This is a genomic window from Flavobacterium sp. UBA6135, from assembly GCF_002428305.1.
Classification (GTDB): domain Bacteria; phylum Bacteroidota; class Bacteroidia; order Flavobacteriales; family Flavobacteriaceae; genus Flavobacterium.
This window is the reverse complement of sequence record NZ_DIVJ01000035.1, coordinates 1-21,445: the sequence shown is the minus strand read 5'-3', so window position 1 is coordinate 21,445 and position 21,445 is coordinate 1. Positions and strand designations below refer to the sequence as shown.

Sequence of the window (21,445 nt, the reverse complement as noted above, 5' to 3'; positions counted from 1 at the left end):
TTCATTCATATTTAACAAAATTATAAATGGCAGTAATAGAAAAAGCGTGAATACGACCGTTCACGCTTTTTCCGAATTAATAATTAAAACAAAAAATACTTTTATTTAGGCAGTAAAACCGCTCCAATCACATGGATAATGCCATTTGATGTAGGGATGCTGGCTACAATTTCTGAACCATTAACAAACGTTTTATCTCCCTCTTTTGTAATGGTAACTTTTCCTCCAAAAACCATATCAAACTCTTGGCCGTCTTGCATGTATTCTGTTTTTAGGGAACCAACATAGGTGTGGTACCCTAAAATATTTTCTAAATCGCCTTTTTTCTCGGGTTTAAGTAAACCTTCAACAGTGCCTGCCGGAAGTTGATCAAAAGCGGCATTAGTAGGGGCAAAAACGGTAAAAGGTCCTGCATTGCTCAAAGAAGTGACTAATCCTGCAGCTTTAACAGCGGCAACCAAGGTGGTGTGATCTTTACTGCCCGAGGCAACTTGAACAATATTCGGATTGGACGTTTCATCTACAACTCCTTCTTGTCCAACACTTAAATCCACACCGTTTTCTGATGTGGCAGCTGGAGGAGTTTCATTGTTTTGCTTGCAACTTAACACCAGTATGCAACCGGCTAAAACGAGAAGTTGAATTGTTTTTTTCATAATTAGGGTGCTTTAAAATTTCAGAATCAAAGTTCCTTGTTTTGTAAAAACTATTTTATGAGTGTAATCATAAGAAATGCCTTTTTCAATATTTTTTATGATTAAAATATACAATCCCTAATATACCGGTTACTAAAATAATAGCCACTACAAAAAGCAGCTCATTGGCATACGGAATTAATACATAAGCAAAAGAAAAAATACCTTGAAGTGCCAATAGTAATTCGTTTAAAAAAATACCGATAGTAAATAGGAATAAGAAGAATTGAGTTTTAACAGAGCGATATACCAAATGATTCGTATAGAGATAAGCCAATAAAAAACCGGAAATGATGGCCAATAAAACCAAATGCATATAGGCAATTACAATCGGTCTAAAGCCAAATGCCAATTGGCTTACCACAGGAAAAACGGAACCCAACTGCAAGAGTAGTTTGAGTGTGACACAAAAAGCAATTCCTTGAAATACTATTTTTAAAAATGGGGTGATGGTGGGATTGGTTTTGAACACAGCAAGTGATGCCCATGCCAGTTTCCACCAGGCGTACACTTGTACAAGTGCCGCAAGTACAGCTAATCCATACACCCAAACAGGTAATTGCATCCACAAAACCGACAACAAATAGGCGGGAAGGCAACTCCAAGCAAAAAGGCGATATGCAAAGGTATTATCTCGGGTCAATTTCAGGGTGGGTTGTAATAAACTCACAAACAATCCGGTGCAGGCAAACCAAAACCAGCCGTTGTACTGAAAATGCAAATAGAAATAAATAGAAGACAAATACCAATCTTGGGGTACATTTTTTGTAGCCATCATATACGCTAAAGCAAAGGTGCCTAGGGAAGAAAGCACCCCAAAAAACAGGGATAGCAAAAACCATTTTTTACTTAAAGAATGGGAGGGAATTTCTTTAGCGTCCTTATAAAACCAAAAGGCAAACCAGACAAATACAAAAATACTGAGGGTTGAAAACAAAATAGAAACAAAGCCATATCCTTGAATGACAAAACTAATGAGCATGCTGTAGGCTACAATAATGTTGACCCAAAAGAGGTGGTTGTATTTTTTGATTTTTGTTTCCGAGGTGTATTGCGATAAATAGCGAACCATTAAAACCATCAAGAGCTGTGTGACCCATCCTGAAAAAGCAAAATGAGAGTGGGCATGCTGTAGGTTCTTTTGAGCTAAAAAGGGCAATTCAAAAGCAATCTTATACCGCATTAAAAGCCCCATGAGAGCCACTAGAAATAAGCTGAAAAGTGTGATTTTTATCCATTGGAGTAGCGAGAGGGACTTCATCAAAAAAATAATTTATGTTTATCAATACGTACCTTATTGGATTTATTCATTTCTGAAAGTGTGCGAATAACCGTTTCAACCCGTAAACCGGTAAAGTCTGCAATTTCTTGCCTTGTATAAGGAATGTACGTTTTATCATCAACACAAAATTGGTTTTGCTTTTTATAGTTTTCTAAAAAGGATTTAATGCGATGTTCCGGCTTTTGATTGATAATTTGTTTGGTCGAAATGGTTTTGTCATAAATGCGTTTTGCCATCAATTCCAAAAATGCTAATTTCACTGTAGGATACTCTTCTAAAATACGCATCAATTTATCTTTTGACAGTTTAATTATTACACTGTCTTGTGAGGCTACTGCAGTGGTGGGATATACTTCATTGATAAATAAAGGCGGTTCTCCAAAACTACGACCTTCACAAAAAACACCTTGGGTAAATTCTTTGCCCTCATCATTTGAATTGTACATCCTAACGGAGCCTTCCAGGATTTGATAGTAAAATAGAGCCCTGTCATCTTCATAGAAAATGATGTCATTTTTTTTGTATTTTTTTGCTACAGCCCCCCAAGTGAAGAGTAAATCCAAATCGATTTGCATAGTAAGAAACAATTAAAGATGTAAATATCTTTAATTATATTGAAAGCGTAAATGATAATTATCATAAACTTTCTTTTTTGGTAATTTTTATATGAAATTGGTTGTTTGTCGCAACCTTTTGTTATGGGAAGAGTACAGGATTTCAACCTTATCAAGATGAGGTTCATTACCCCGTCCTGCTGAACCCAAACTCGGTCTTGTTGCACTTAAGCACCACCTGTCATGCTGAACTTGTTTCAGCTGCTCAACCTACTTTTTCTCCTTCACCTTAAACACCTGCATATAATTCACCGTAACTGCTTTATTCCGCATCATGCCGGGTTTTACTTTTTGCATTTTCCCAAATACACGTTGCAATTCCACTTCAATAGACGGATGGGCAACCCGCATTGCTTTCATTTGAATAGTACCGTCTTTCTCAATGAGAAACTGCAGAAACATTTTTTTGTCTTTATCTTCCGGAGCTGCTTCTTTCGGATATTTAAAGTGCTTGTCAAAAAGAGCTTCCAATTGGGTGCTAAAACAGATTCTGACTTCTTCTTCAGTGGCCAGTTTTTCACAACCGGGATACACCGGACTTTTTTCTAACACGACAAAAGGCACTTCAAAGTTGGCTTCTTCGTCATGATCCTCTCTTGGAACGGTTACAGCACGAACCACTTCAGAATGGGCCACTTGGATATCATCCATGATGTAACTGTTATAATTTCTAACGAATTCGGTAATGGTTAGTAGAGAATAGGTGAGTTGTTTCAAATCGCTTTCCTGATACAGGGAGCTGTTAAAATCTGCTTTTATCTGGTCTTTATAATCCAAAGGCTTTCCGGTTTTGGTAGCGGTTCCATTTGGCGGTACAAATTCCATAAAGCGATTGGTCTTGGCTTTGTATACGATTCGTTGTGATGTGCCTTCATAATAGGTATAGAGACTGACTTTGCCATAACCTACGAGTTTCAAAAAGACGACTTCATTTTTAGTATAATTTAATTCCGTGTGATCGGGTACCCAAACCGGGGCTTTCCATATCTTTTGGCGAACAAATTGATGCTCGGGGGAAACGAACAATTTTTGCAATTGCTCGGTTGCAATGGTTATGGGGCTATCGTTCAAATTGGTTTTTACTTGAATGCTTTCAAACGGTTGGTTCCAGTTGCGGGAGGCGATATAGGCGTCCGTAGCAACACCATCGAGTGTGGTGTAGGTGCCTTTTGAAAAATCGGTTTGGCCTTGAACTGGGAGAACCAGTAAGAGTAAATGAAGATAGAGTAGTCGTATCATGGGTTGTTTTGTTTTAGGTGCTAAAAGTAAGGAATTAAATGGGTAACAAAAATGACTAGCTACCCCTTACTAGCTTTCATCTCTTTAATAATCTTGTTTGTTCTTCTGTCGGCATACATGCGATTTAAGGCGGTAAAAGCCCAAATGACGGCAGGAACCCAACCGATGATGGTGATTTGTAAAATCAAACAGATGATACCTGACAAAATTTTACCTTGAAGCATCAAAGATAGCCAGGGGAGGAAGAAGGCGATGACGTAACGCATGATGGATGCTGTTTTTAATGGATTGATTCATACAAAGAAAGCAAATTTTTAGTAACCTTCGAAGACTAAAGGGATTTACACCTTTGCAAATGGCATTTACACTTTAGCAAACGAGATTTACACGCTCGCAAATGGGAATTGTGTTTTAGGAATTGTAACTATGGGTGGTGATTTGGGAGTGGGTGGGGTTTTGTGTGTACTTCCGAGGCGATTATTGATTTTTTAATTATTTTAGTCTATTGATTCTTTTCGTTTTTTTAGTTTTTGATTTTTAGTTCTCTTAATTTTTTAGTTTTTTGATTTTACACTTTTTACTTTTTGGATTATTTGTTACTAATGAGGATAAGAAAACGCATGGGGTGTTTTAGGAGGTGTTAAAAAAGTTGTATATATTTGATGATATTTACTAGTTAGCGGTCAGCTTAAAAGACGACAACACAACAGACAAATAAATGTGGACGACAATAAAAAATAATTACAAAACCATTTTGACGTTAGTAGGACTTCTACTTGCGGGAATTGTGTTTGCATTTTTATTTGAGGACTATTACCGACAACTTGTTAGGTTTTCATTCAAGTTTTTTAACGGTGACAACATTCAATTTATTGGCAAAAACTTTCACTTGTTTGCAAGCGACATTTTTGTTATTTCCTTTGGACTTTTCACTTCGTGGACATTTTTGTTATTAAGGTTTTCATCTCGACCTAACAGGCTAAAAAGAACCTGCGTGACAGTTTTTATATTCTTTGCTATGACAATTTCAATAACAGCATTGGACAGCAAACGACTTATTTTAGAATGCACCGCTTGTGATGACGGAATTATACGATTGCCTTTCAATCAACTTACATACGACAAGTATTTTATAATAAGTTTGACAACTGCTATTGCTTACTTGTTGACGACATATTTATTAGAACGCAGACGACTTAAAAAAACAAATGAAACTATTTAAACAGCAAGAAAGCCGAACCGCTAAGCACCTACAAGAAATTGGCGGTTCAGTGGTTAAATGAAGCTTTGTGCTTCGTATCAAGTTTGGTGCTGGCAGACAACTTTCGTCTCCGAAATCGCCAACTTCTTGTAGCTGCAAACCGTTATGGTGCATTTTAAAAAGCCGACAATGAGACAACTAACATTCACATTGACCCTTATCATTTCGACAACTTTTACAGCTTGTGGACAGACAAAGTCTAAATCGAATTTTGAGAAAATAATTATCGAAATTGAAACAGTTGACTTTATTGAAATAAAAAACACAGTTGGACAATCCGACACATTAAAGAACCATACAAAACGCCTGACATACGACCAAAAGAAACTATTTGTTGAGAAATTTAATAGTTCAAAGTCAAATGGACTAAGAAAATCAATTTCACTTTATTTTATTGACGTTCATTTCAAGGACGGAACTAAAAGAAGTTTTAGAATAAACGGAAAATACATAAAGGAAAACAACGATTACAGCTTTGACTTGGGCGACAGTAAGCTTATTGAGACGGTATGGAACGAATTGAATGTTAACCACATTAAGAATATTCGATATGTTTTTGAAGATTATATACAGTATCAAGAATCTACCGATTCACAAGCCGACAAAGACTTAATGACCAAAAGTCTGAAAACACTAACAACTGTAATAGACAAAGACGATTTAGACCTTTTAATAAATGTATGGATGTATTACGACCCAACGGACTATCCAGACATTCCCGAAATTTTTAGAATCTTAAAGGACAGCAGACCACATAGTATTGAAGCAGTTAAGAACAGAATTAATATCAAGAAAGAATGGGAAACTGACGATTCAGCACCTTTTTCAGACTTGAAAAACTTATTGCAACGACTTGAAAATGAATAGAAAAACGCACCATAATAGCACCTACCCAAAAGTGGCGGTTCAGTGGTTAAATCAAGCTTTGTGCTTCTATCACAGTTTGTGCTCGGCTGACAGTTTTGTGCTCCGAAACCCGCCCGTACGCAAAGCCCGAAACGTTGTGAGCAACCATAAAAACTGAGCAAAATGAAAAAACATTACTTCTCTATTGTCAGCATCTTATTACTCTTATTATCTCTGATTGCCTTTTCTGACAACTTGATTACTGATGTAGGTCAAGAAAGCAACAGCGACCCAAAATTCATTATCCACGGACTGTTTATGTTTGCTTGGTTCATCATATTCGTTTTCCAATCCAATTTTATTCGAAAAGGAGATTACAAAGCTCATATGAAATGGGGGATTGCCGGAATGTTGGTAGCCATCGGAGTATTTCTAAGTACTGTATATGTATTCATTACAGTTTATAAAGGATTGGATTCAATGCCATATTTCGCAAAAGCTAATCGATTTTTTATGCTGAGTTTTGCAGTTTTAGTGGTGCTCGGTTATCTAAACAGACAAAACGGAACCAAACACAAACGGTTTATTTACATGGCTTCTTTGCTGATTCTCGAACCTATATTGAGTAGAGTAAGTGGAAATCTACATATTGATAATGTCGAAGCATTTATTGCCATTGTATGGAATGGACTGTTTATTTCTCTGTTTGTGTATGACTGGCTTACACTGAAGAAAATCCATAAAATCAGTTGGATAGGCTTTGTATGGTTTTATATCGTGTGGACAATTTCAATTTTAATATAAAAATGGATGTGAAAATGGCAACCCAAAACAGCGTATATGTGGCAATAGCGGGGGACTTCGTGGAACCACAAGATAAGAAAACTGTTGGGTTGTTTTGGGAAGTGGTGAAAAAGTTGTATATATTTGGTGATGTTTAAGAGTTAGCAACAAGTATGTTACAAAAACATCTTCAATAGTAAAGTTTAAAAAAAAGATAGATTATACAGATGGAAATAGAAGAAATAAAAGAAAAATGTGAAGCAGAATTAAAATGGGGAAGTTATTATTTTTTATATTCATTTATTTTATCATTTGTATTCTTTTTATTTCAACTCTTTATTCTAAAACAAAGTCGAGATAATGTATACATTATACTTTTTTTTAATATACTTCTTTTAATTTTTTTCTCAAGGAAATGTTATCTTGAAAAAAAATCAAAAAAGAGCCTCAATTTCATTTCGAAGGCACTCATTTTTTTAAAAATATTTTCTATAAACTATTTTTTTATTTCTTTAGTAACAATAGATAATGGAAATTTCTTAATACCAAAAAGGGAATTGGAAATTTTAGAAACGGAAAAAAGTTTAAGTGAAACAAAAAGTAATCTATTAAATGACTTAATAAACTTTGTAAAAAAAATCTAAAAGAAAGATAAACATAACCCGTTGGGTGTAATTATTTAATTCAATAGTATTCTGGATATTTTTGCCACGAATTCACAAATTATAAATTTAGTAAATGCAATAATTTGTTCATCTTTGATGAAAATTCGAATTTAATCGAATAATTAGTCAAAAAAATTGGTGGCCCGAGCGTAGCGAACAGACGAAGTAAATTAGTGGTAAAATTATTTGAAAATTTAATTACACCCAACGGGTTAAACATAGTATAAACGCCAATTACAAACCGCGGTTTGCTACAATGGCTTCTTCCGGATTTTCCTATGTGAAAATCAGGTGCTTAACGGAATGTTTTGATATATTTGTAATGGCTTGGTGTTGGTGCAACACCACTGAAAGCAAGCATCAGAACTTTAGCACCAATTTTTGACATCATCTATGAAACATTCAACCTTATTAGTCATGGCCATGCTACTTACCGGTTTCAACCCGTCATTTGGACAAATAAGTCCGAAAAAAGAGATAGCTTTCAATTTTGACTATAGTTTTGACGTTGATACTGCCTCCGGATTTTGTTTATTTAGTTTAAAACGTTACTCGAATGACTTTGAATATCCCAAAACAGCATTGCTAAACAATATCCAAGGAAGCGTACTGGTATCTTTTAATGTTTCAGAAAAATGTAGTGTGACAAATATTAAAGTAGTGAAGGGCCTAGGTTATGGTTTAGACGAGATTGCCATTGTTACAGCTCTCGGAAAGGACATTATGGAGAAAAGAGTAGACTGCTGTAAGTTTAATTTTACTGTCCCTGTAGTATTTCGCATAGTTGAAGGCTAGAGAAAACCGGTGCTAACCACTATTTTGCTTAATGCCGGCTAATTTACAGACTTTAAACGTCTTACAACAAAAAACTAAGGGCTTGCCTGACTCCCATACGGCTTGAAAGTTGTACAAGTTATTTGTTTAGTAATCACTATATTTATGACGCAATTCACAGCAATATAAACAACTTTCTAAACGATGTTTTTTAGTTGTGTCAGGGTCGCTTTATTTCTCGCTACGAGATGAATGAAGAAACAAAAAAGGGTTTAAAAGATTCTATACATTGGCAAAGAACAGAAATTAAAAAATAATGAAAAACCTAATTTACGTATCGTTTTTGATTCTGATTGTTTTAAGTTGTCAAAATGCTAAAGACAATACAGTTTCGGATCAAAATACTATTGATAAAGAAAACATCATAACAGATACACTTGTCCAAAAAGTACCTGAATACAAAAAGACAGAAATAAATTGGGATAAATCAGCTACGCTCGTCAAGGTTAGTGAACCATTTTTAATAAATGGAATCAAGTGTTTTTGGGAATTTGAATTGACCGTTTACGAAGGTGCTACAGGTGGGAATGGAATAAACAGATTAAAAAATCATAGCACAAACAAAGTTTTATTGTTAAATGAAGACTATTTCGATTTAGCCCTTTTTAATTCAATTGATAAAAAGAATTTTGACTTTAACGGAGAATTTAAAGACGCTAATTTTGACGGACTTAAAGATTTCATTGTTTATAACAGGACAGGTTCAGGAAGTGGGGGCAGTGCGTTTAATGTTTATTTGTTCAACAAAAAGAAAAATATATTTGAATTATCAGATGAATTATCGGGTGGCGAATTTGAAATAAACGAAACAGACAAAACGGTTTCCACTTATTGGAAAATGGGTGTAGGTTGGAACTCAAGTCGGGTTCATCATTTCGATAAAAACGGGGAAATAAAATTTACTGAAATTACAACTCGGGAAGTAATTGCCGGAGATACAGCAAGTTTACTTCAAACAACTTACAAAAAAATTGTTAATGGGAAAACAAGTAAAACAGAAATTGACACTATCAAATTTGAAGGTTACTAACAGAAGTACTGGCTATAGGCGGGAAGACTGCCCTGCCAGAAACTGACAAGGAGAGCCTTTTACACCACCGAGTGTACGCAAGCTAAGCAGTATGCACACCTCTAATCGCGGTTTTTTTGATGAACTGCCGTTAGTCACAAGCTTAAAGAGCAATGAAAAAGACATAGACACAAAAACAGACCCGTAAACCATGACAACATCTTTGAAAATATTCATTTTGACACTTGCCGTTACTCTTTTGAAATGTTCCTCAACATCAGTTCCCATTTTTCAAGACAATACATCTTCTACGAATCCATCAGACTCTTTACTTTTAGCAAAATATAAATACGAAATACTAAAAGACTATGTTGAAGATGCCGAGGCATTGACAACAGAACAAATAGACAGTGTTCTATATGAAAGTAGAATTAGCATTGCAAACAGTAAGGTTTTTTATGCACCGGACCATTCTTTTAAAATTTTTACAATAGAAATTGAAGGATGCGGTGCTTATTGTAATTCAGAATGGAAATCTTGGATTCATTACAACCTTACAGGTAAAGAAAATAGTGAAGAAGTTGATTTTACAACCATTGACACTATCTACAAACTTCCGGATCATAACTACTTGATTATAGATAAAAGTGGGAGAAGACCGGCATCTGTACTGACTGTTTACTGCGAAAGAGCACATCTCATTTCGTTTTCTTCGGATGCTATGATAACCCATGCCATTGGTACATCAAAACAAGAAACGTATTTTGGTTTTTGCCAAGAAAATGGCGTTGAAATGGATGAAAGTCCTTATATAAAGTATAACGCAGACAAAAAATTACTTACTTATCATTATGGGAATAATTATGCTTATTCTCAAGGGATTGATAATGACACAATAAGACAAGGGCAACTTAAATACGTCAATGGACAATTTGTTTTTGAAAAAGAACATGTTAAAGTAATTTCCAGAGCAAACCATAATGATAAAAACTAACAAACGATGAATAAAAAAGCCGAGTCAGAGACATTCGCAGAGCACAGTGCACACTTTGGAGATTGGAATTTTTAATTCAAGGGAATATTCTAAGATTCTGTTCAAGATGAATGATGAGGAATTTGATAAGTACTTAGACTATAAAAATTTATAGATGAAGCAACAGACGAAACCTACCAAAAGCAATTGGATGTCATTCAACCCTTAGAAGACCTCATTCAAAAATACCAACCTGAGTTTTCCAAAGAAGACAAGTATTTCCTGAAAGAGTTACTGCTTTGGGGATTAGTTGAATACAATAAACTAAGCAAAGATAGAGTAGCAGAGGGTTATCAATTCAAAGATTTATACAGCAGTTACATCAATAAATTAGGCTAAACCCTCAACCCTCGAAGGGTTTTAAACCCTTCGAGGGTTACCCCCTTCAAGTCATTCGATAATCAAATCCAAAATCCCATCCTCAGTTTGTTCCTGATTGTGATAGTCAATAAAATGTTCTCTATCACCAAACAGTTCCATAACCTCCTCTCTTTTCAGCATGGTGGGTTTTTGGGAAAGCATGGATTCAAAGGAGGACCAGGGATACAAACTCATTTGTTTTACCAAACCATGATGAACAGGATTGTTGTGAATGTAAAAAATCAATTGTTGAAAATAGTTTTCAGAAGTGACCATTTTTCGTTCAAATTTGTTTTCAAATAAGCTACCCGTGCGTTGGTGGCGTTTGTTTATGGACTGCGTATAGGCATTAAACAAATGCGAAAACTGCCGATACGGTTCAATTGTCTTTGGTTTTGCAGTAGTATTGTAAGTCAAATCACTTTCAATAATTTCATTTTTTTCTTTGATTCTGACCAAAATGTGAAAGTGATTTTTCAGTAAACACCAGGCATACGTTTCTGCGATGGGGTCGATATACTTGGCATACAAGCGAAGAAAATGGTAATAGTTTTCATTTTCAAAGAAAATGGGAGAGCTGTTGTTTCCACGGTTATAGATGTGATAATAATGTCCGTGGAGTAAAGGTGTTTTTACTTCCATAATTAGTTTTGTTTGGCGTATAGATAATTGTTAATTACTTAAAAGTTTTGGAAACTTTTTAGATTAACAAATCAAAACTAATAAAGATTCTGAACTTTTCAAAGAAATTTTTTTCGATTCGAAGAAGTTCTCCCACCCTCGAAGGGTTCAAAACCCTTCGAGGGTGGGAGAAACCTTCGAGGGTGAACGAAAACCGACCAACCGAGAGAAATTTGGTAGAATTAGAATGAAATGGAAAAACCAACCTTGGGATGTGTTAAAAGAGTTCTATATTTTTGAATATATTTATAAGTTATCATCAAACTAACAAAAACCTCTGAATTGAAAAGTAAACAGTATTATTTAAAAGGAAAATCCGTTTTCATTGTTTCATTACTCGTAATCGGAATTACAATACTGACTGTTTACCTGTCCGGTATTAATTACAACCGAAGTCTGACATCAAACCTTTATTTGTCTCTCGGAATTATTGCTACTGCATTATTTCTTTTTATGACTTACGGACTTTATTACGGAATTGGACTAATTGACAATTTTCCAAAATATCGTAATTTTAAAAGGGGAGAGGTAATGGCAAATGCAACACCTACTTTTGACACACCAAGTATTTCAGTTGGAGATGGAATTGGAGGACTGGTTTTATCAATTTTACTCTGGATTGGAATGACTATTTTGATTCTAATTTTGCTAATCGTTTTGGAAGCTGTTTTTTGGTTTTCGCTTTTTATAATTTTAGCAATGATGTATTGGGTTTTCTTTAGAGCGTTAAAAATGGTTTTTAGCAAATCAAAGGACACAAAAGGGGATATCGGAATTTCATTTGTTTACTCGCTGACTTACACGATATGCTATGTGGGTTGGATATTCGGAATTGTTTATTTGATTGAAATAGTAAAATAAGCCCAATTAACTCCCTCTCTGTCCTGCTGAACTTGTTTCAGCATCTCCACCCTCGAAGGGTTCAACACCCTTCGAGGGTTCAAATTCAAAGATAATCTCGTATATTTGATATTCCTCTCTATAAGCCACCCAAACCCCTCGCAAACCAATTCAAATGAGCAACAAAAAAATTACAGCAAGTATAGGAGCCGCCATTAGAGAAGGTAAATACCTAAGCATCCACTACAAAAACAAGCAAGGGGAGATAAAACCTTTTTGGATTTGCATTACGGACATTACCGCTAATGACAAAATAGTAGTCGACATGTTCAACGTCATGAAAGACGAGCCCATACTAAACACGCCCATTTCCATTTCTGCAATCCAAACGGCGGAACTACTAAAGTTCTCCCATTACGATGTTCCGGATAAACTGATAAAAAAAATAGAAGAGGATGAAAGTTTACAACACTACGAATTTGACCAATACGACAACAACATAGTAAACTACTACTTAGAATGCTACAAAGCCAATAAAGACCCCTTTCTTCATAGATCCCATTTAATTCCTGAAATTGATGTAACAGAGTTGGTCAAGCAGAACCCGTACCAGCTATCCTTAGAGCAACAACGGCACATGATCAAGGAGATATATCAAAATGAGTACAGCAAATTCCACGATTACAAACTCGCTCTATGTGAATTTTCAATTGATTTAGAATCCAAAGGAAAATTTGTGGTAGCGTACAGGGAATTAACCTACGACCCCGTAAAAAGAACCATTCAAATCAGTGAAAAAACGCATTTTAACCCCAATTTTTTTGTAAAAGATGTAAAATACACCTTGTCCTATTATACGGATATAAGCAGTGCAGATTTTGAAAAGTCTTATTTGAATGACCGAGCCGGCACTATCGAAATGCTACAGGATAATTTTAAATCAGGGGAGTTACCCAACACCCGACCCGAAGTGGTCATTTTAGGCTATGCACGAATAGACATCACGGCTATTTACGAGGGTATAAATTCGGAGCACAAAAACGATGAAATGCAAATTCCTTTGAAGGCATTCTTTAGAAACACGTCCTTATTAGACAGAAAAAACAGAAAAGAACCACACATCGTGCTCTATGACAACAATGTAAATATCGACCAACTTCGTACGATTTATAATGCGTTAAAATACCCCATTACCTACGTTCAAGGACCACCAGGAACAGGAAAAACACAAACCATTTTAAATATCGTAGTCAACTGTTTGACAAACAACAAAACACTTTTGATTACGTCTAACAACAACATCCCAATCGATGGAATTAAAGATAAATTGGTATTGGGAAAGTATAGAGATAAAGAGATTTTGTTACCCTTTATTCGACTTGGGAATAAACAATGCACCCTAGAGGCATTAGCAACAATTAAAAAGCTCTATGAGTTCGAAACAACAGACGTTCCAAAAGAGTCCTTATTACTCAATCTAAAAGAAAACTCAAAAGAGAAAAACCAACAATTACTGGATAAATTACACAACTACGAAGAAAGAACGGACTTAGAGCAAAATCTGGAATTTATAAATGAGCTGTTGAAAAAAGGAAACTATTGGCTACTCGAACAAGAAAAGGAGAAACTGATAAAGAAAATAAATTCCATTCCCGAAACTACCGATGATAATGTAAAAGGAATCTTTGAAAGCATACAAGGCAATCACAAGCTCCTTCAATTTTTCTACTATGAATCCTTAAAATACATCAAACGCTTAAAAAGCAAAGACTACCATGAATTAATTGAAATACTCTATCTGTCCGAAGACGAACAAGTAAAAGAGTTCAATGCATGGATGGGAAGCGACAAAAACCTAGAAAAGTTCACCAAAGTATTCCCAATCATACTAACAACCAATATTTCAAGCCGTCGATTGGGATACAAATTTAAATTTGATTTGTTGACGATTGATGAAGCGGGTCAATGCGACATTCCAACCAGCTTAATTCCGATTTCTAAATGTAAAAACATGGTGTTGATAGGGGATACCAACCAACTAAAACCCATCATCATTTTTGAAGAAAGCAAGAACGAAAAATTAATGCAGCAATTCAATATCAGTAAAGAGTATGATTATTACAACAACTCCATACTGTCCGTTTATAAAAATATTGACAGCATTTCAAGGGAAATTTTATTAAGTTACCATTACCGCTGTGGCAAGAAAATTATCGATTATTCTAACAGGCGTTTTTATGAACAAAAACTTAACCTCACCGCTATTACAGCAAACGGTACGTTGAAATTGCTGGAAGTAAATAACGCCAATCAGAAGAAAAAAAATGCACAGATAGAAGAAGCAACGGAAATTGTAAAGTATATAAAAGACAATAACCTAACAGATGTTTTCATACTGACGCCATTTAGAAATCAGGAAGAGGTTATCAATCATTATTTAGCTGAAGCAAAAGGAGTAGGGGCGATAGCTAGTTCAGTAAGTTGCGGTACAATACACAAAGTACAAGGACAAGAAAATAAAACCATCATCATATCCACCGCTATTTCAACGAAAACAACACCTAGAACCTACGACTGGATTAAAAACAACAGCCAATTAATCAATGTGGGTGTTACCAGAGCAAAAGAAAATTTAATTGTGGTCACCGACAAAAAAGCAATAGATAGTTTATCCCGAAAAGACGATGATTTGTATGCCTTAATAGAATATGCCGCTAAAAACGGAACCACTGAAATAGCGAAAAGTACCGTCAATAAGTTTACCATAGGCTTCTCCAACAATTCCAAGTTTGAGGATGAATTCTACATAACCATGCAACATTTTTGTTCCTCAAAAGATGCCAAGTTTGCGAGAAATATAAAGGTAGCTGCTTTATTTCCGGAAGAAAGCAACAACCCACTGGTCAATAAAAAAGAATTTGATGGCGTACTTTATCAAAACAACATCCCAAAAGTGGTTTTTGAATTAAATGGCCGAGAACATTACCAAAACAAAAAGACCATTCAATCAGATAAAATAAAAAAGGATTTACTTGATAGAAAAAAAATACATTTACTACCGATCCCCAATCAATATGTGAAGCACTACGAATTTATTAGAGAATTAATTAATAAGTTTAATGGGAATGTGTTTCAAAAAACGTTGTTTGATGGATACGATAGTATTGGTTAAATAATTAAAAAGAGTATCTTTTTAAATTAAAATAGTTTTAAGATTGGGTTTCTATTTTTTAAAAGTAGTAGCTATTGTTAGCTTTCAATTAGTGTTTATTTGTAATTAGAAAATATTTTAATATCTTTGTACTATCAAATTGAGAATCAAAATCAATGATAAAAGGATTGGGGTGTCCCCGGTCGAACAGAAGCCAAACAATCGTTTGGCTTCTGCTTTTTATGGAAATATCTTAAGTCCGTATCGTTTCACATTTTTCATATAAATTTTATTTTTTATACAAGGTCATGCAATACACTGACTACCTTGCTAAATAATAGACTTGGATAGTTGTATAGGGTTTCGGCTGATTTTATTATTTATTTTGCTTTGAATATTTTATTAAATTTTTCAATACTTCAGAGAAAGCTTTTTCCATATTTAAAGAGTTTTCGATCAAGAAATCATTTATAGCATTCCAATCATTCTTTTCAAAATATGATAAATCATCTTTTTGATATTTAATTCTACAAGTCACATTTTCATCCATTCTTTCCCATGTCAAGGAATCTCCAAAAATGGTCTCAATTTTGTCTTTTGAATTATATACAAAATCAAATAGTTTTTCATTGTTTTCTTTATCACCTGTATTAAATGTTATTTCACATCTACAATATTTATTACTTACAACAACATTTAAATTTACGCCACTCAATCCAATTCCCTTGCAAATCCAATTTTCTTTTGCTGGAGAGTTATCTTTAAATATTCCATTTCTTTTATAATTTTCAGTAATAAATTGTTGCCAAAATTCTTGTCTAACGTTGTGTCGGTTCTTGGTAGTTTCTTGTACTTTTATTTCATCTTGAGCTTTTGTCGCCATACTTATAGCATAATTTTCGCTACTTTTAATTGGTAGAATTTGCTCAAAAGTTAACAGGAGTTGGTCACCAAATGAAAAAGGAGTTACTTCAAAACATTGAATACGCATGTTAAAATTTAATAGCCATAAAATAGAAGAGGTTACTTCTTTTCTAAAGTTTGCTGCTACCAATATTAACCTTTGAGATGTTAACCCAGTATTTAAATTTATTTCTTCTATATCTTTACCATCAAAAAATTCCGAAATATTATCTTCTGCTACACCACTTTTTCCAAGGTAATCTTGATATATTTTTATAATGTCTTTTTTAGATAAACTTGAGCAATAAGAACAATATTTTATTATTTGCCAGGTAACATCTTTTCCACTGTCATCGAGTTTATTTTCAATTACAACCAAATTTCCAAATTTATCTAATGCCAGTAAATCGAGTCTTTCATTAGTTTCACTGAAACCACTAAATTCTTTTTGAATAATAAGTAAGTCTTCGCCAAGAGATGTTGGGTCATTTGCAATCCATTCTTGTAAATGATAACGTTCTGTAAATTCTAGATCTGAAAACTTAATTTTATCTATTTTACTTATTCTATTTTTTTCTCGATCAATTATATACATATTCTCTTTTGTTTTTTGTTGGTTTAATAGTCACAGGAGTTTTCAGAGAAAGCCTAGTGTATTTTTCATTGTAATTATTTTTTCCCCAGCAAAGGATTTAGTTTATTTCTTAATTCTTTTTCCAACACCTCTACAAAATATTTTAGTTGATTATCAAAAACGATGTAATTAAAAGTTAAGTCTCCAAAGGAATGAAAATCATACCAATACCGCAGTTGCAAACCTGCTGTTTTTGGGCTTGTTCCCCAACCGGAATGAACCGCCAAGCGACCCCATAAATTATTTTCTACTTTACCAACATACAATGTTTGAGTACCAAAATCTTGCTCGTTTTTTGATTTATAGGATGAAAAAACTCGTCTACATTTTAATTCATTATCACTATAAAATTCTTTTCCGGTTTTAAATTCTTCAAGTAAATTATTTTCAACCTTTTTACAATATAAATCATAAATCGTAGCTTTATCATATTCCTTATTTTCAAAAGTTATCCAATACAATGCAGGACTATTTTTGATCTTTTCCAATCTGTTTTTGGCAATCATGGATGCCTTTTCTTCTGTTGATTTACTTTCTTTATTGAATAGAAAATGTTCATCAATTTTTATTGGATGTTGAATTGATAATTTCTCAACTTGTGCTTCAAGCACTTGCTTATACTTGTTTAATTCTGCTTTTATAAAATCATCCTGCATACTAAGCCCTCCATTCACTAAATTGTCCTTCCGCTTGTTCCATAATTTCCAATAAAATACTATTTAGGTCTGCCATGCTGACTTTACCACGCAGCTCTTTTTTTACGGCTAGTCGAATAGCGGCTTTGGCATCTTCTTTTTTCATCCAGTCAATTTGTAAATTGCTTTTGACGGCATTGACCACACCGTGAACGATGTCTTGAATTAAGCCACTCTCATTAATCAATTCTTTTTTGGAAGAAAGAATATCATAAAAAGCCAATTCCTCATCACTAAGTCCCAATTCCTTGGTGCGGTGGTCTTCCTCCTGTAATTGTTTGGCTCGTTCAATTAATTCGGCAATGGTGGTATACGAATCAATAGCATTGGTATGGTAACGTTCAATTACTTTTTCCAATTCTTCTTTCAAGGAAGTATATTTTTTGATGTTTTTGTGCAAACGCAATTTTACTTCGTCTAACAAAATGGAACGCAGCAAAGCAATTTTGATGTCGATACTGTCTTTTTCTTGTTTGGCTCCTAGTAAAAAATCTTCATTTAAGATGGAAATATCGGCTCGCTCCAATCCTGCCATTGCAAATACATCAACAATGTCATCCGACTCAATACTGCGACTGATTAACTCTTTGATTTGTTCTTTCTGATTGCCTTTACTGCTTTTTACCGATTTGGCATTGCGGATGGCTTTTGATAAATGTTGCATAAACAACACATCGACACTGTATTCCTGTATTTCAGGTTGCGATTTAACAATCGATAGTAAACCGGTCAGTTTTTTTTCTTCCAACATGAATTGGTTGGAGGTTTCATCATTTTTAATAATGTTGTTCAGAGCTTTTTTTACCAACAGTATTTTATCACTATCTCGTAAACCTTTCCAATTTTCATATTCGGTTCCTTCAGGTAATAAGTTTTGACAAATAGCGACTTGGTTGTAAAACATTTCCAATGCTTGTTGGATATCAATCGTAGGTCTTCCTTTTCCGCCACCGCCGGTGTATTTTGAGGTTGCCGATTTTAATTGATCTCCAATACCGATATAATCCACAATCACTCCCGAAGGTTTGTCTTTAAAAACACGATTGGTTCGGGTGATTGCTTGCATCAAACTATGCCCTCGCATGATTTTATCTACATACATCGTATGCACACAAGGTGCATCAAATCCGGTTAACCACATATCGCGAACAATGACAATTTCCAAAGGGTCTTTCGGATTTCGGAAACGTTTTTTTAAAGCCTCCGTTGCGTCTTGTGTTCGCAGGTGCTCATTCCAAGCGATGGGGTCAGTGGATATATTTCCGGTCATTACCACCGCAATTTCCGGACAACCCGGCAAGGCTTTTAACGCATCAAACATTTTCACACTGTTACGGCGACTCATACAAACAATCATCGCTTTTCCGGGTAAGGTTTCCGTGCGGTTGGTAAAATGTTGCAAGATGTCTTTTGCTATTTTAGCTACTCGTTCTTCAGAACCTGCGGCATCTTCAATAGCGGCCCATTTCAAACTGCTGTCATCTTCAACATCTGCAGTGATAGCATCTACTTCGGCGTCAATATTTTCGTTCCACAAATGGAGTTTTGCCAAGCGGGGTTCGTAATAAATCGGTACAGTGGCTTTATCATCCACCGCTTGTTTGATGTCATAAATGTGAATAGTCTCGCCAAAAACGGCTTGTGTATCGGCATCTTTACTGTCAACTGGTGTTCCCGTAAATCCAATAAAAGACGCATTGGGTAATGCTTTTCGGAGGTTGGACGCAAAGCCATCCAACAACCCATATTGGGTTCTGTGGGCTTCATCTGCCATTACGATGATGTTTTCCCGTTCCGAAAGTATCGGATGCTCAATTTCGCCCAGTTGATTATCTGTTCCGCCTTTTAAACGGAATTTCTCAATGGTGGTAAATATAACGCCACCGCTTCCGGTAGAAAGTAAACGTCGTAAATCATCTGTTGAATCGGCATGTTGCACATCGCCCACTAAATCTTTTGCCAAGACAAAGTTTTCATACAACTGAAAATCCAAATCACTTCGGTCCACTTGCACTACTATGGTTGGATTTTTCAATTCGGGTAAGCTTCGTAAAATTCCGGCATAGATGGCCATCGATATACTTTTGCCACTACCTTGGGTGTGCCAAATGACACCGATGCGACCATCACCATAAGGTTTAATGGCTTTTTTGGCGGCTTCCACCGCAAAGTTTACCCCGAAATATTGATGGTATTTAGCTCCTTTTTTGATTAAAGTACCATTATGGTCTTCAAAAAAGATAAAGTTTTTGATATAATTAAGCAATCGTTCTTTCACAAACAATCCATGCAGCAACGTATGCATTTGAAAATCATCTTCAATAATGGTTGTACCGTCGATGCTTTTCCAAGCGGCAAACCATTCGGCGTTGCTGTTAAACATACCGTGTTGTGCTTCGTTACCGTCGCTAACAATGGTTAAGGCATTGTATTCAAACAACAGCGGAATGTCTTTTTGATAATGTTGTAGTTGGTTAAACGCCTCGGCTATGGTAGTATTTTCATCAAACCAATTTTTGAGTTCAAAAAGAACCAAAGGAATTCCGTTGATATAGATAATAATATCGGGTCGTCGTTTGTTTTTGCCTACGATGCTAAATTGGTTGACACACCAAAAGGTGTTGTTGGTTGCGTTTTCAAAATCGATCGGATAGATATGAACCGCTTTTTCGTTTCCATCGGCGTCTTTGTATTCATAGTCTAAGCCTTTGGTTAACTTTAAATGAAAACTGCGGTTGCGGTAGTCAAGTTCAGCTCCGGGATTATTACAAAAATCGGCAATGGCTAATTCCTGTATTTCTTCCGGTACATGACCGTATTGTTTTAAGATAAAAGCCTTGAGTTGTTCACGTAAAATGACACCCACGCCATTTTCAGGAAGATCGGTTCCTTTAACGTGCGTATAGCCCAAATCGGTTAGCCATTCAATGGTGGCCTGTTCTATCACTGCTTCTGTTGTCATAAATAGTTAGTTGAATTTTCTCAATTCCATTAAGAATTTTGCCATTTTAACTAAATCTTTTCTTTGTTCTTGAGTTATACCTTCAGGATCAAAGTGCATTACATCATTTCTAATTATTCTAATTTTGTCTAGTTGTTTGATAAAAGGAGTCCTTTCTATTGATAAATTAAGTTTTTCCCAATTTTCAGGTTTACCAACAATTCTAATATAGTCACCAAAATTTAAATCGTCAATAAACTCAATATTTCTATCGTATTCTTCAGTTTTACAAAAATCAATTAAGTCAGCAATTAAAAACTTGTTATTTAAGATTTGTCTAATGTGATTTTCAATTTGTTCTAACAATAGAAAAGGCTCAGTAACAGATAAAAATTGTGAGCTGATATCTGCAATTGTAACTATTCCGGTTATAGTTTTATCACTTTTATATACCAAAACAAATTCTTTATCAATGACTATGTTAATAGCTTCCATTAAAGGTGTTTCATAACTAAGAAGTGAAATATTTGTATTGATATAATCTTTTGCGTCGTCAGATTTACATCCATTTGTTAAAGCATAACCGATTGTTTCCCAACTAATAAACCCAATAACGTTTCGTGAACCACTCATTACTGGTAGTTGAGAATAATTATGCATCATCATCAATGTAATAGCTTCTTTTAGTGATGCTTCTTTTGTAATTGAAATTGGTTCTCTGTTTGAAGATGGAAGTAATTTAATTCTTTGAATTGGGTCAACTTCATTTTTTGTTGTTGCCTTTTTTTTATGCTTAATTACGATATCCCCATCAATCCATCCATTTACAAAATTTGGTTCTGTTTCTAATTGATTTTCATTAAGGAATCTATTTATATAAGCAACATTGCCTGTAGTTCGTTTTTCACATCCAAAAAAATTCAATAATTCTCTTGGTGTAATTTCAAACTCTTTACTGTATATCTTCAAACTAAATTGG

21 protein-coding genes are annotated in these 21,445 nt (G+C 34.8%); 11 read left to right on the top strand and 10 right to left on the bottom strand.

All coding sequences use genetic code 11. The features are described 5' to 3' along the window. Positions 1 to 101: 101 nt before the first annotated feature. From B3L86_RS09020 to B3L86_RS09000, 5 genes are all read right to left on the bottom strand, one after another. Positions 102 to 656, bottom strand: a complete 555-nt coding sequence (locus B3L86_RS09020) for a fasciclin domain-containing protein (protein WP_188362989.1) — start codon at positions 654 to 656, stop codon at positions 102 to 104. An 85-nt stretch (positions 657 to 741) separates the two neighbouring features. Beyond that, positions 742 to 1,956 carry a hypothetical protein gene (locus B3L86_RS09015; protein ID WP_291117934.1) on the bottom strand — a complete coding sequence of 405 codons (1,215 nt, stop codon included), beginning with the start codon at positions 1,954 to 1,956 and terminating at the stop codon, positions 742 to 744. Then, complete coding sequence (locus B3L86_RS09010; protein ID WP_291117931.1) at positions 1,956 to 2,552, bottom strand: Crp/Fnr family transcriptional regulator; 597 nt, start codon at positions 2,550 to 2,552, stop codon at positions 1,956 to 1,958. The genes B3L86_RS09015 and B3L86_RS09010 overlap by 1 nt, the downstream gene beginning before the upstream one ends. A 249-nt stretch (positions 2,553 to 2,801) precedes the next feature. Then, the gene (locus B3L86_RS09005; RefSeq protein WP_291117928.1) at positions 2,802 to 3,830 is read right to left on the bottom strand and encodes a hypothetical protein; all 1,029 of its coding nucleotides are present in this window, start codon (positions 3,828 to 3,830) and stop codon (positions 2,802 to 2,804) included. 59 nt (positions 3,831 to 3,889) lie between these two features. Next, entirely contained in the window at positions 3,890 to 4,096 is a 207-nt protein-coding gene (locus tag B3L86_RS09000; RefSeq protein WP_291117926.1) for a YqaE/Pmp3 family membrane protein, read from the bottom strand. 728 nt (positions 4,097 to 4,824) lie between these two features. On the opposite strand from B3L86_RS09000, the gene B3L86_RS08995 reads away from it, so the two are divergent. The 9 genes from B3L86_RS08995 (at position 4,825) to B3L86_RS08955 (ending at position 10,600) form a co-directional block, all read left to right on the top strand. After that, positions 4,825 to 5,052: a hypothetical protein gene (locus B3L86_RS08995; RefSeq protein WP_291117923.1), complete on the top strand. Its 228-nt coding sequence runs from the start codon at positions 4,825 to 4,827 to the stop codon at positions 5,050 to 5,052. A gap of 168 nt (positions 5,053 to 5,220) precedes the next feature. Then, on the top strand, positions 5,221 to 5,958 hold the full coding sequence (locus tag B3L86_RS08990) for a hypothetical protein (protein ID WP_291117920.1): 738 nt from the start codon (positions 5,221 to 5,223) through the stop codon (positions 5,956 to 5,958). Between the two features lie 162 nt (positions 5,959 to 6,120). After that, a complete protein-coding gene (locus B3L86_RS08985) occupies positions 6,121 to 6,741 on the top strand; it encodes a hypothetical protein (protein WP_291117917.1) in 621 nt (206 codons plus the stop codon). 14 nt (positions 6,742 to 6,755) lie between these two features. Beyond that, positions 6,756 to 6,878 (top strand): hypothetical protein, encoded by a 123-nt coding sequence (locus B3L86_RS08980; RefSeq protein ID WP_291117915.1) that lies wholly within the window; start codon positions 6,756 to 6,758, stop codon positions 6,876 to 6,878. 69 nt (positions 6,879 to 6,947) lie between these two features. Continuing rightward, positions 6,948 to 7,364, top strand: coding sequence for a hypothetical protein (locus tag B3L86_RS08975; protein WP_291117913.1), 417 nt, complete (start codon positions 6,948 to 6,950; stop codon positions 7,362 to 7,364). A 438-nt stretch (positions 7,365 to 7,802) separates the two neighbouring features. Further along, entirely contained in the window at positions 7,803 to 8,180 is a 378-nt protein-coding gene (locus B3L86_RS08970; RefSeq protein ID WP_291117911.1) for a TonB family protein, read from the top strand. A 295-nt stretch (positions 8,181 to 8,475) separates the two neighbouring features. Further along, the gene (locus B3L86_RS08965) at positions 8,476 to 9,249 is read left to right on the top strand and encodes an XAC2610-related protein (RefSeq protein WP_291117908.1); all 774 of its coding nucleotides are present in this window, start codon (positions 8,476 to 8,478) and stop codon (positions 9,247 to 9,249) included. A gap of 190 nt (positions 9,250 to 9,439) precedes the next feature. Then, entirely contained in the window at positions 9,440 to 10,222 is a 783-nt protein-coding gene (locus tag B3L86_RS08960) for a hypothetical protein (RefSeq protein WP_291117906.1), read from the top strand. 186 nt (positions 10,223 to 10,408) lie between these two features. Beyond that, entirely contained in the window at positions 10,409 to 10,600 is a 192-nt protein-coding gene (locus B3L86_RS08955; protein WP_291117903.1) for a hypothetical protein, read from the top strand. A 51-nt stretch (positions 10,601 to 10,651) separates the two neighbouring features. On the opposite strand, the gene B3L86_RS08950 is transcribed toward B3L86_RS08955, so the two are convergent. After that, entirely contained in the window at positions 10,652 to 11,263 is a 612-nt protein-coding gene (locus B3L86_RS08950; RefSeq protein WP_291117900.1) for a hypothetical protein, read from the bottom strand. Between the two features lie 321 nt (positions 11,264 to 11,584). Here B3L86_RS08950 and B3L86_RS08945 point away from each other — a divergent pair, with 321 nt between their 5' ends. After that, a complete protein-coding gene (locus B3L86_RS08945; protein ID WP_291117897.1) occupies positions 11,585 to 12,163 on the top strand; it encodes a hypothetical protein in 579 nt (192 codons plus the stop codon). Positions 12,164 to 12,317: 154 nt separating this feature from the next. After that, complete coding sequence (locus B3L86_RS08940) at positions 12,318 to 15,314, top strand: DEAD/DEAH box helicase (RefSeq protein ID WP_291117894.1); 2,997 nt, start codon at positions 12,318 to 12,320, stop codon at positions 15,312 to 15,314. Between the two features lie 355 nt (positions 15,315 to 15,669). On the opposite strand, the gene B3L86_RS08935 is transcribed toward B3L86_RS08940, so the two are convergent. From B3L86_RS08935 to B3L86_RS08920, 4 genes are all read right to left on the bottom strand, one after another. Beyond that, positions 15,670 to 16,791 carry a DUF4268 domain-containing protein gene (locus B3L86_RS08935; RefSeq protein ID WP_291117892.1) on the bottom strand — a complete coding sequence of 374 codons (1,122 nt, stop codon included), beginning with the start codon at positions 16,789 to 16,791 and terminating at the stop codon, positions 15,670 to 15,672. 74 nt (positions 16,792 to 16,865) lie between these two features. Further along, positions 16,866 to 17,504 (bottom strand): hypothetical protein, encoded by a 639-nt coding sequence (locus B3L86_RS08930; RefSeq protein WP_291117889.1) that lies wholly within the window; start codon positions 17,502 to 17,504, stop codon positions 16,866 to 16,868. After that, positions 17,488 to 20,487: a type I restriction endonuclease subunit R gene (locus tag B3L86_RS08925; protein WP_291117887.1), complete on the bottom strand. Its 3,000-nt coding sequence runs from the start codon at positions 20,485 to 20,487 to the stop codon at positions 17,488 to 17,490. Before B3L86_RS08925 ends, B3L86_RS08930 begins: the two co-directional genes overlap by 17 nt. 6 nt (positions 20,488 to 20,493) lie before the next feature. Continuing rightward, positions 20,494 to 21,445: CBS domain-containing protein (locus tag B3L86_RS08920; protein WP_349679488.1), on the bottom strand; the 952-nt coding region annotated here is incomplete at its 5' end.

Bases quoted from the DNA above. Each gene is read 5' to 3' on its own strand.
- B3L86_RS09015 (WP_291117934.1), bottom strand. From the start codon at position 1,956: ATGAAGTCCCTCTCGCTACTCCAATGGATAAAAATCACACTTTTCAGC.
- B3L86_RS09010 (WP_291117931.1), bottom strand. From the start codon at position 2,552: ATGCAAATCGATTTGGATTTACTCTTCACTTGGGGGGCTGTAGCAAAA.
- B3L86_RS08970 (WP_291117911.1), top strand. From the start codon at position 7,803: ATGGCCATGCTACTTACCGGTTTCAACCCGTCATTTGGACAAATAAGT.
- B3L86_RS08975 (WP_291117913.1), top strand. From the start codon at position 6,948: ATGGAAATAGAAGAAATAAAAGAAAAATGTGAAGCAGAATTAAAATGG.
- B3L86_RS08950 (WP_291117900.1), bottom strand. From the start codon at position 11,263: ATGGAAGTAAAAACACCTTTACTCCACGGACATTATTATCACATCTAT.
- B3L86_RS08965 (WP_291117908.1), top strand. From the start codon at position 8,476: ATGAAAAACCTAATTTACGTATCGTTTTTGATTCTGATTGTTTTAAGT.
- B3L86_RS08925 (WP_291117887.1), bottom strand. From the start codon at position 20,487: ATGACAACAGAAGCAGTGATAGAACAGGCCACCATTGAATGGCTAACC.
- B3L86_RS08935 (WP_291117892.1), bottom strand. From the start codon at position 16,791: ATGTATATAATTGATCGAGAAAAAAATAGAATAAGTAAAATAGATAAA.
- B3L86_RS09000 (WP_291117926.1), bottom strand. From the start codon at position 4,096: ATGCGTTACGTCATCGCCTTCTTCCTCCCCTGGCTATCTTTGATGCTT.
- B3L86_RS08990 (WP_291117920.1), top strand. From the start codon at position 5,221: ATGAGACAACTAACATTCACATTGACCCTTATCATTTCGACAACTTTT.
- B3L86_RS08985 (WP_291117917.1), top strand. From the start codon at position 6,121: ATGAAAAAACATTACTTCTCTATTGTCAGCATCTTATTACTCTTATTA.
- B3L86_RS08960 (WP_291117906.1), top strand. From the start codon at position 9,440: ATGACAACATCTTTGAAAATATTCATTTTGACACTTGCCGTTACTCTT.
- B3L86_RS09005 (WP_291117928.1), bottom strand. From the start codon at position 3,830: ATGATACGACTACTCTATCTTCATTTACTCTTACTGGTTCTCCCAGTT.
- B3L86_RS08980 (WP_291117915.1), top strand. From the start codon at position 6,756: ATGGCAACCCAAAACAGCGTATATGTGGCAATAGCGGGGGACTTCGTG.
- B3L86_RS08940 (WP_291117894.1), top strand. From the start codon at position 12,318: ATGAGCAACAAAAAAATTACAGCAAGTATAGGAGCCGCCATTAGAGAA.
- B3L86_RS09020 (WP_188362989.1), bottom strand. From the start codon at position 656: ATGAAAAAAACAATTCAACTTCTCGTTTTAGCCGGTTGCATACTGGTG.